General features: G+C 42.3%; 2 rRNA genes. Both read right to left on the bottom strand.

From position 1 onward, the window contains the following. Window positions 1–78 (bottom strand): 23S ribosomal RNA (locus M3610_RS27595); the annotation flags it as partial. 196 nt (window positions 79–274) lie between these two features. Further along, window positions 275–355: ribosomal RNA gene (locus tag M3610_RS27600) — 16S ribosomal RNA — on the bottom strand; the annotation flags it as partial.

Below are 355 nucleotides of genomic sequence, written 5' to 3' on the forward strand. Positions count from 1 at the left end.
AAGCATATCGGTGTTAGTCCCGTCCTTCATCGGCTCCTAGTGCCAAGGCATTCACCGTGCGCCCTTTCTAACTTAACCTAAAAGGTTATTCTCTTAATTTAATAAGAGAGAAAACTAAAATGGCGATTACTCGATGTTTACTTTGCTTCTTCATTACGACTATCTAGTTTTCAAAGAACGAATGGTTTGAGAGAATTGTACTCTCAAAACTAAACAAACAAAGATCGTGAACAAACTGTTTTGTCTGGCTCACAAGTCCAGCTTATATCCTTAGAAAGGAGGTGATCCAGCCGCACCTTCCGATACGGCTACCTTGTTACGACTTCACCCCAATCATCTGTCCCACCTTAGGCGG

This window comes from Neobacillus sp. MER 74 (assembly GCF_023714155.1).